The sequence below is a fragment of the Streptomyces sp. NPDC056527 genome (assembly GCF_042794475.1).
GTDB lineage: Bacteria > Actinomycetota > Actinomycetes > Streptomycetales > Streptomycetaceae > Streptomyces.
Genome location: NZ_JBHTTQ010000188.1, coordinates 1 through 6,445 on the forward strand (window position 1 = coordinate 1; position 6,445 = coordinate 6,445).

Consider the following 6,445-nt stretch of genomic DNA (forward strand, 5'->3'; position numbering starts at 1 on the left):
GCGGACGGGGCCCGGCTCGTGCTGAACCCCCCGCCGCCGCCGTTGTGCGCCCCCTTCCGGGCCCGGGTGGACGCGGGCCCCCTCCCCCAGGCGCGCCGGGTCCGCTAGCGGACCGGGCGCTCCCGGGAACCTCCGAGGGCGCTCTACGGCACCCGGTCCGGCTGCTTCCTGCTCGTCTGCTGCGGCGCCTGCTCCAGGAACGATTCGGCGGTCTGGACCGCCTCCCGCGCCGGCAGCGTGCGGAACACCCAGGTCCGGTACGACCAGAAGCGGAACAGCGTCGCGACGCCGATCCCCAGGAACTTGAAGACGTTGCTCTGGAGGGGGGTGTCCCAGCCGAAGCCGTACGTCGCGGCGTACAGGATCCCGTTCTGGATCACCAGGCCGGCGACGCTGAACAGCAGGAAGAGCGTCAGCTCCTTCGTCCGGCTGCTCTTGTCGCGGTCCCGGTAGGTGAAGTACCGGAAGCCCAGGTAGTTGAAGCCGATCGCGACGACGGTGGCGATGATGCTCGCCCGGACGACCGGGACCTCCGTGAGGTGGCGAACGAGGTTGAAGACCCCGAGGTCCACCAGGAGGCCGACACCACCGACGGCACCGAACTTCGCGAACTCGCGCGTGAGCCGATCAAGCCGCACACGCAGTGCGCTGGGTTCACTCATGGTGATTGCTCAGCCCCGTCCGTTCGGTTTGGTCGTCCCAGCCATGCTAACCAGAGCGTCTGGCACCTGCCCGGGGACATTGCAAACCACGGAAAAACCCCGGTGGGCTGTCGTAAAGCACAGGCGGGGGAGGGTCCGCGCATGGTGCGGATACCCTAAGAGGGTGACGTTCCCGGTAGTCGGCATGGTCGGTGGCGGTCAGCTCGCCCGTATGACCCACGAGGCGGGTATCCCCCTCGGCATCAAGTTCAAGCTGCTCAGTGACACCCCGCAGGACTCGGCGGCCCAGGTGGTGAGCGAGGTCGTCATCGGCGACTATCGCGACCTGGCTACGCTGCGTGACTTCGCGCGCGGATGTGACGTGATCACCTTCGATCACGAGCACGTCCCCGCGGAGCATCTGCGAGCCCTGGAGGAGGACGGCATCGTCGTCCGCCCGGGACTCGCCGCGCTGGTGCACGCCCAGGACAAGGGGGTGATGCGCGCCAAGCTCGACGAGATCGGCGTGCCGAGCCCCCGCCACCGCATCGTCGCCGATCCGGCGGACGCGGCGGCCTTCGCGGCGGAGGTGGGCGGCTTCCCGATCATCCTCAAGACCGTGAGCGGCGGTTACGACGGCAAGGGCGTCTGGTTCGTCCGTACCGAGGCCGACGCGCTGGACCCGTTCCGCGCGGGTGTCGCGGTGCTCGCCGAGGAGAAGGTCGACTTCGCGCGCGAGCTCGCCGCGAACATCGTCCGCTCCCCGCACGGTCAGGCCGTCGCCTACCCGGTCGTCGAGTCCCAGCAGGTCGACGGCGTCTGCGACACGGTGATCGCGCCCGCGCCGAACCTGTCGCACGAGCTGGCCGGCCAGGCGCAGGAGCTGGCGCTGCGGATCGCGAAGGAGCTCGACGTCGTCGGCCATCTGGCCGTGGAGCTCTTCGAGACCACCGACGGGCGGATCCTCGTCAACGAACTCGCCATGCGTCCGCACAACTCGGGCCACTGGACCCAGGACGGCGCGATCACCTCGCAGTTCGCCAACCACGTCCGGGCCGTCCTCGACCTGCCGCTGGGCGATCCGCGCCCGCGCGCCACGTGGACGGTCATGTGCAATGTGCTGGGCGGGGACTACCCGGACATGTACTACGCCTATCTGCACTGCATGGCCCGGGATCCGCAGCTCAAGATCCATATGTACGGCAAGGACGTGAAGCCCGGCCGCAAGGTGGGGCACGTCAACACCTACGGCGACGACCTGGACGAGGTGCTGGAGCGCGCCCGTCACGCCGCCGGCTATCTGCGAGGAACGATCACCGAATGAGCCCTGTGAGCCCCGTCGTAGGCATCGTCATGGGATCCGACTCCGACTGGCCCGTCATGGAGGCCGCGGCGCAGGCCCTGGACGAGTTCGAGATCGCGTACGAGGTCGACGTCGTCTCCGCGCACCGGATGCCGCGCGAGATGGTCGCGTACGGCGAGGAGGCCGCCGACCGCGGCCTGAAGGCGATCATCGCGGGCGCCGGCGGCGCCGCCCATCTCCCGGGGATGCTCGCCTCGGTGACCCCGCTCCCGGTCATCGGCGTGCCGGTCCCGCTGAAGTACCTCGACGGCATGGACTCGCTCCTCTCCATCGTGCAGATGCCGGCCGGTGTGCCGGTGGCCACGGTCTCCGTCGGCGGCGCGCGCAACGCCGGTCTGCTCGCGGCCCGGATCCTGGCCGCGCACGACGCCGAACTGCTCGGCCGGATGCGGGAGTTCCAGCAGGAGCTGAACGACCAGGCGACCGAGAAGGGCAAGCGGCTGCGGGCCAAGGTCGAGGGCTCGGAGTCGTTCGGCTTCGCCAAGTGAGCCGCCCGGCGAGCGCGTCCGACCGGCTGGCGGAGGCGCTGGAGCTGCTGGCCTCCGCGCCCGTCGTCGACGGTCACAACGACCTGCCGTGGGCGCTGCGCAAGCACGCGGCGTACGACCTGGACCGGCTCGACATCGCGGCCGACCAGACCGGCGCGCTCCACACGGACCTGGCCCGGCTGCGCGCCGGCGGGGTCGGCGCCCAGTTCTGGTCGGTGTACGTGTCGTGCGAGCTGACCGGTGACGACGCGGTCAGCGCCACCCTGGAGCAGATCGACATCGTCGACCAGCTGCTCGACCGGTACGCCGCCGACCTCGCCCCCGCCCTGACCGCGGACGACATGGAGTCGGCGCGCAAGGAGGGCCGTATTGCCTCCCTGAAGGGTGCCGAGGGCGGCCACTCCGTCAACAACTCCCTCGCCACGCTGCGCGCGCTGCACACCCTGGGCGTGCGCTACATGACGCTCACCCACAACGACAACACCGCGTGGGCGGACTCGGCGACGGACGATCCGGGCGTCGGCGGTCTCTCCCCCTTCGGCCACGAGGTCGTCCGGGAGATGAACCGGATCGGGATGCTCGTCGACCTCTCGCACGTCGCCGCGACGACGATGCGGGACGCGCTGGCCACCGCCGTCGCGCCGGTGATCTTCTCGCACTCCTCCTCGCGCGCTGTCTGCGACCACCCGAGGAACATCCCCGACGACGTGCTGGCGCAGCTGCCCGCCAACGGGGGAGTGGCGATGGCGACGTTCGTGCCGAAGTTCATCCTCCCCGCGGCGGTGGAGTGGACGGCCCGCGCCGACGAGAACATGCGGGCGCACGGACTGCACCACCTCGACACGACGCCGGCGGCGATGAAGATCCACCGTGCGTTCGAGGCGGAGAACCCGCGCCCGATCGCCACCGCGGCGACCGTCGCCGACCACCTCGACCACATGCGCGAGGTCGCCGGCATCGACCACATCGGCATCGGCGGCGACTACGACGGTACGGCGTTCACCCCGGCCGGCCTCGACGACGTCGCGGGCTATCCGAACCTGATCGCGGAGCTACTCACCCGCGGCTGGTCGCACGCCGATCTCGCCAAGCTCACCTGGTCCAACGCGGTCCGCGCGCTGCGGGACGCGGAGGCCGTCTCGCGTGAGCTCCGGGAGACGCGGGCGCCCTCGAACGCGACGCTCGACTCGCTCGACTCCCCGGCATCCTGACGGAGTGTCAGCCAAGGCCCCGCTTCGGCTGGGCCTTCGCGCGTCCCGGGCAGGGGTCACCCGTACGGAGCATCCCGCCGCGCCGGGGGAGGGCGCGGCTGCCACGGTGGGCGGTACTGCCTCGTTCAGTTCGGAGTCACACCATGGCAGATCTTGATGATCACCAGTCCTTCACCGTCGCTCCCACCGGCTCCGCCGGAGAGTCCGACCTGCCCGAACAACCCCGGCCCCTCGACGAGTCGACCCGAGCACGGGCGCTCCTGGCGGCGCAGCCCGTCGTCGAGGGGCACACGGAGCCACCACGGGTCTTCGACCCGGAGGACCTGCCACCGGTGCGGGCGCCGGAGACCGGCGCCCAGTTCTGGTCCCTGCACGTCGAGTCCGGCGAGGGCGTGCTCGGCACACTGCGGCGGATCGACGGGATCCGCGCGCTCGTCGCCGCCTGCCCCGAGGACCTGCGCCTCGCGTACACCACCGCGGAGATGGCCCACGCCGTCAACTGCGGACGCGTCGCCGCGCTCCTCGGCCCGGTGAGCTGGGCGGCGGTCGGCGGCTCGATCGCCACGCTGCGGGCCTACCGGACGCTCGGGGTGAGGGCCGTCAACCTGCCCCGCTTCGACGGCTTCGCCAAGGAGGCCGTACGGGAGATGAACCGCCTGGGCCTCGCCGTGGACCTCTCAGGCGCCGACCCGGAATCGGTACGCCGCACCCTCGCGCTCACCAGGGCGCCGGTCCTGCTGACCCGAGGGGACCCGGAGCAGCTGCCGGACGACGTCCTGGTGCTGCTCGGCGAGAACGGCGGGGTCTGCATGGTCCCGGTGACCGCGGACCTGTCGGCCACCGCCGACATCTTCGACCGTCTCCGTGCGACGGCCGGCCCGCACTGCGTCGGCATCTCCCACACCGTGGACCCGGCGAGCGGCTACGCCCCGCTCTTCGCCGAGCTCCTCCGCCGCGGCTGGCACGCGCCGGACCTGGTCGCCCTCGCGCACACCAACGCGACCAGGGTGCTGCGCGAGACCGAGTTCCGCTCGCGCACCGCGGGTCTGCGCCGGGCGGCCTGACACGCCGGTGCCCCGCCGCCCCCGGTCGACGGGGGAGGCGGGGCACCGGCGCGTGTCGTCTCGGGCCCGCGGGCGGCGGGGGCGCGTTCTCAGGCGCGGGGGCGGCCCATCGCGCGGTACGTCCAGCCCGCCTCGCGCCAGCGCGTCGAGTCCAGCGCGTTGCGGCCGTCCAGGATGACCGGAGAGGTCACCACCGCCCCCAGCTCCGCCGGGTCGAGCTCGTCGCGGAACTCGCGCCACTCCGTCAGGTGCAGCACCACGTCCGCACCGCGCACGGCGTCCAGGGCCGTGTCCGCGTACCCCAGCGTCGGGAAGAGCCGGCGCGCGTTCTCCATGCCCTTGGGGTCGTAGACCGTGACCTGTCCGCCCTGGAGGTGGATCTGTCCGGCCACGTTCAGCGCGGGCGAGTCACGGACGTCGTCCGAGTCCGGCTTGAACGTGGCGCCGAGCACCGCGACCCGCCTGCCCAGGAACGAACCGCCGCCGAGCGCCTCACGGGCCATCTCGACCATCTGGCCGCGCCGCCGCATGTTGATCGAGTCGATCTCGCGCAGGAAGGTCAGCGCCTGGTCCGCGCCCAGCTCGCCCGCCCGCGCCATGAAGGCGCGGATGTCCTTCGGCAGGCAGCCGCCGCCGAAGCCGATCCCGGCCCGCAGGAACTTGGACCCGATCCGCTCGTCGTAGCCGATGGCCTCCGCCAGCTTGGCGACGTCACCGCCGGCCGCCTCACAGACCTCGGCCATCGCGTTGATGAAGGAGATCTTGGTGGCGAGGAAGGAGTTCGCGGCGGTCTTCACCAGCTCCGAGGTCGGGAAGTCCGTCACCACGAACGGCGAGCCGTCCGCGATCGGCCCGGCGTACACCTCGCGCAGCTGCTTCTCCGCCCGCTCGCCGCGCACACCGACGACGATCCGGTCGGGGTGCAGGGTGTCCTGGACGGCGAAGCCCTCCCGGAGGAACTCCGGGTTCCAGGCCAGCTCGACGCCCTCCGGCAGCAGCCCCGCGAGCCGCTCGGCCGAGCCGACCGGCACGGTCGACTTGCCGACGACGAGCGCGCCGTCCTGGACGACGCCCGCGAGCGAGGTGAACGCGGCGTCGACGTAGCTCATGTCACACGCGTACTCGCCGTGCTTCTGCGGAGTGTTCACACAGACGAAGTGGACGTCGCCGAAGGCGCCGACCTCCTCCCAGGAGGTGGTGAAGCGCAGTCGGCCCGTCGAGCCCTCCAGGCCGGCGACGTGCCGGGCCAGCAGCTCCTCCAGGCCCGGCTCGTACATCGGTACGCGCCCGGTGGCCAGGAGCTCGATCTTCTCGGGCACGACGTCGAGGCCGAGCACCTCGAACCCGAGTTCCGCCATGGCCGCTGCGTGGGTGGCGCCGAGGTAGCCGGTGCCGATCACGGTGATCTTGAGGGCCATACAGGACTCCAGTGACGTCGGGCGGAATGCCTGCCCGAGCATAGTCGGGCCCCGCTCCGGCCAGGTTCGGGCCTTGGTGCGGTGCCCCGCGACGCCCTACCATTTGGGTTACTTAACGGTAGTTAGCAAGCGTAGGAGTGAATGAGCATGGCGGGTTCTGCTGATTTCGACCTGTATCGCCCGTCCGAGGAGCACGACATGCTCCGGGAGACGGTCCGTGCGCTGGCCGAGGCGAAGATCACGCCGTTCGCCGCCGCGGT

6 protein-coding genes are annotated in these 6,445 nt (G+C 71.3%); 4 read left to right on the top strand and 2 right to left on the bottom strand.

What is annotated here, in order from left to right; all coding sequences use genetic code 11:
• Positions 1-143 precede the first annotated feature (143 nt).
• Complete coding sequence (locus ACFQ7Q_RS37190) at positions 144-662, bottom strand: GtrA family protein (RefSeq protein WP_383563401.1); 519 nt, start codon at positions 660-662, stop codon at positions 144-146.
• A gap of 184 nt (positions 663-846) precedes the next feature.
• Between ACFQ7Q_RS37190 and ACFQ7Q_RS37195 the strand changes: the two genes are divergently transcribed.
• The 4 genes from ACFQ7Q_RS37195 to ACFQ7Q_RS37210 all read left to right on the top strand — a co-directional run bounded on the left by ACFQ7Q_RS37195 (position 847) and on the right by ACFQ7Q_RS37210 (position 4,767).
• On the top strand, positions 847-1,965 hold the full coding sequence (locus ACFQ7Q_RS37195; protein ID WP_383563412.1) for a 5-(carboxyamino)imidazole ribonucleotide synthase: 1,119 nt from the start codon (positions 847-849) through the stop codon (positions 1,963-1,965).
• On the top strand, positions 1,962-2,492 hold the full coding sequence (purE, locus tag ACFQ7Q_RS37200) for a 5-(carboxyamino)imidazole ribonucleotide mutase (RefSeq protein WP_361672133.1): 531 nt from the start codon (positions 1,962-1,964) through the stop codon (positions 2,490-2,492). The genes ACFQ7Q_RS37195 and purE overlap by 4 nt, the downstream gene beginning before the upstream one ends.
• Positions 2,489-3,703: a dipeptidase gene (locus tag ACFQ7Q_RS37205; RefSeq protein WP_383563404.1), complete on the top strand. Its 1,215-nt coding sequence runs from the start codon at positions 2,489-2,491 to the stop codon at positions 3,701-3,703. The genes purE and ACFQ7Q_RS37205 overlap by 4 nt, the downstream gene beginning before the upstream one ends.
• Before the next feature lie 143 nt (positions 3,704-3,846).
• Entirely contained in the window at positions 3,847-4,767 is a 921-nt protein-coding gene (locus tag ACFQ7Q_RS37210; protein ID WP_383563407.1) for a membrane dipeptidase, read from the top strand.
• 89 nt (positions 4,768-4,856) lie between these two features.
• Here the strand turns inward: ACFQ7Q_RS37210 and ACFQ7Q_RS37215 are convergent, their stop codons facing one another.
• The gene (locus ACFQ7Q_RS37215) at positions 4,857-6,185 is read right to left on the bottom strand and encodes a UDP-glucose dehydrogenase family protein (protein ID WP_383563410.1); all 1,329 of its coding nucleotides are present in this window, start codon (positions 6,183-6,185) and stop codon (positions 4,857-4,859) included.
• Positions 6,186-6,445 lie beyond the last annotated feature (260 nt).

Excerpts from the sequence above, each read along its gene's own strand:
- ACFQ7Q_RS37210 (WP_383563407.1), top strand. The coding sequence starts at position 3,847 with ATGGCAGATCTTGATGATCACCAGTCCTTCACCGTCGCTCCCACCGGC.
- ACFQ7Q_RS37195 (WP_383563412.1), top strand. The coding sequence starts at position 847 with ATGGTCGGTGGCGGTCAGCTCGCCCGTATGACCCACGAGGCGGGTATC.
- ACFQ7Q_RS37215 (WP_383563410.1), bottom strand. The coding sequence starts at position 6,185 with ATGGCCCTCAAGATCACCGTGATCGGCACCGGCTACCTCGGCGCCACC.
- purE (WP_361672133.1), top strand. The coding sequence starts at position 1,962 with ATGAGCCCTGTGAGCCCCGTCGTAGGCATCGTCATGGGATCCGACTCC.
- ACFQ7Q_RS37190 (WP_383563401.1), bottom strand. The coding sequence starts at position 662 with ATGAGTGAACCCAGCGCACTGCGTGTGCGGCTTGATCGGCTCACGCGC.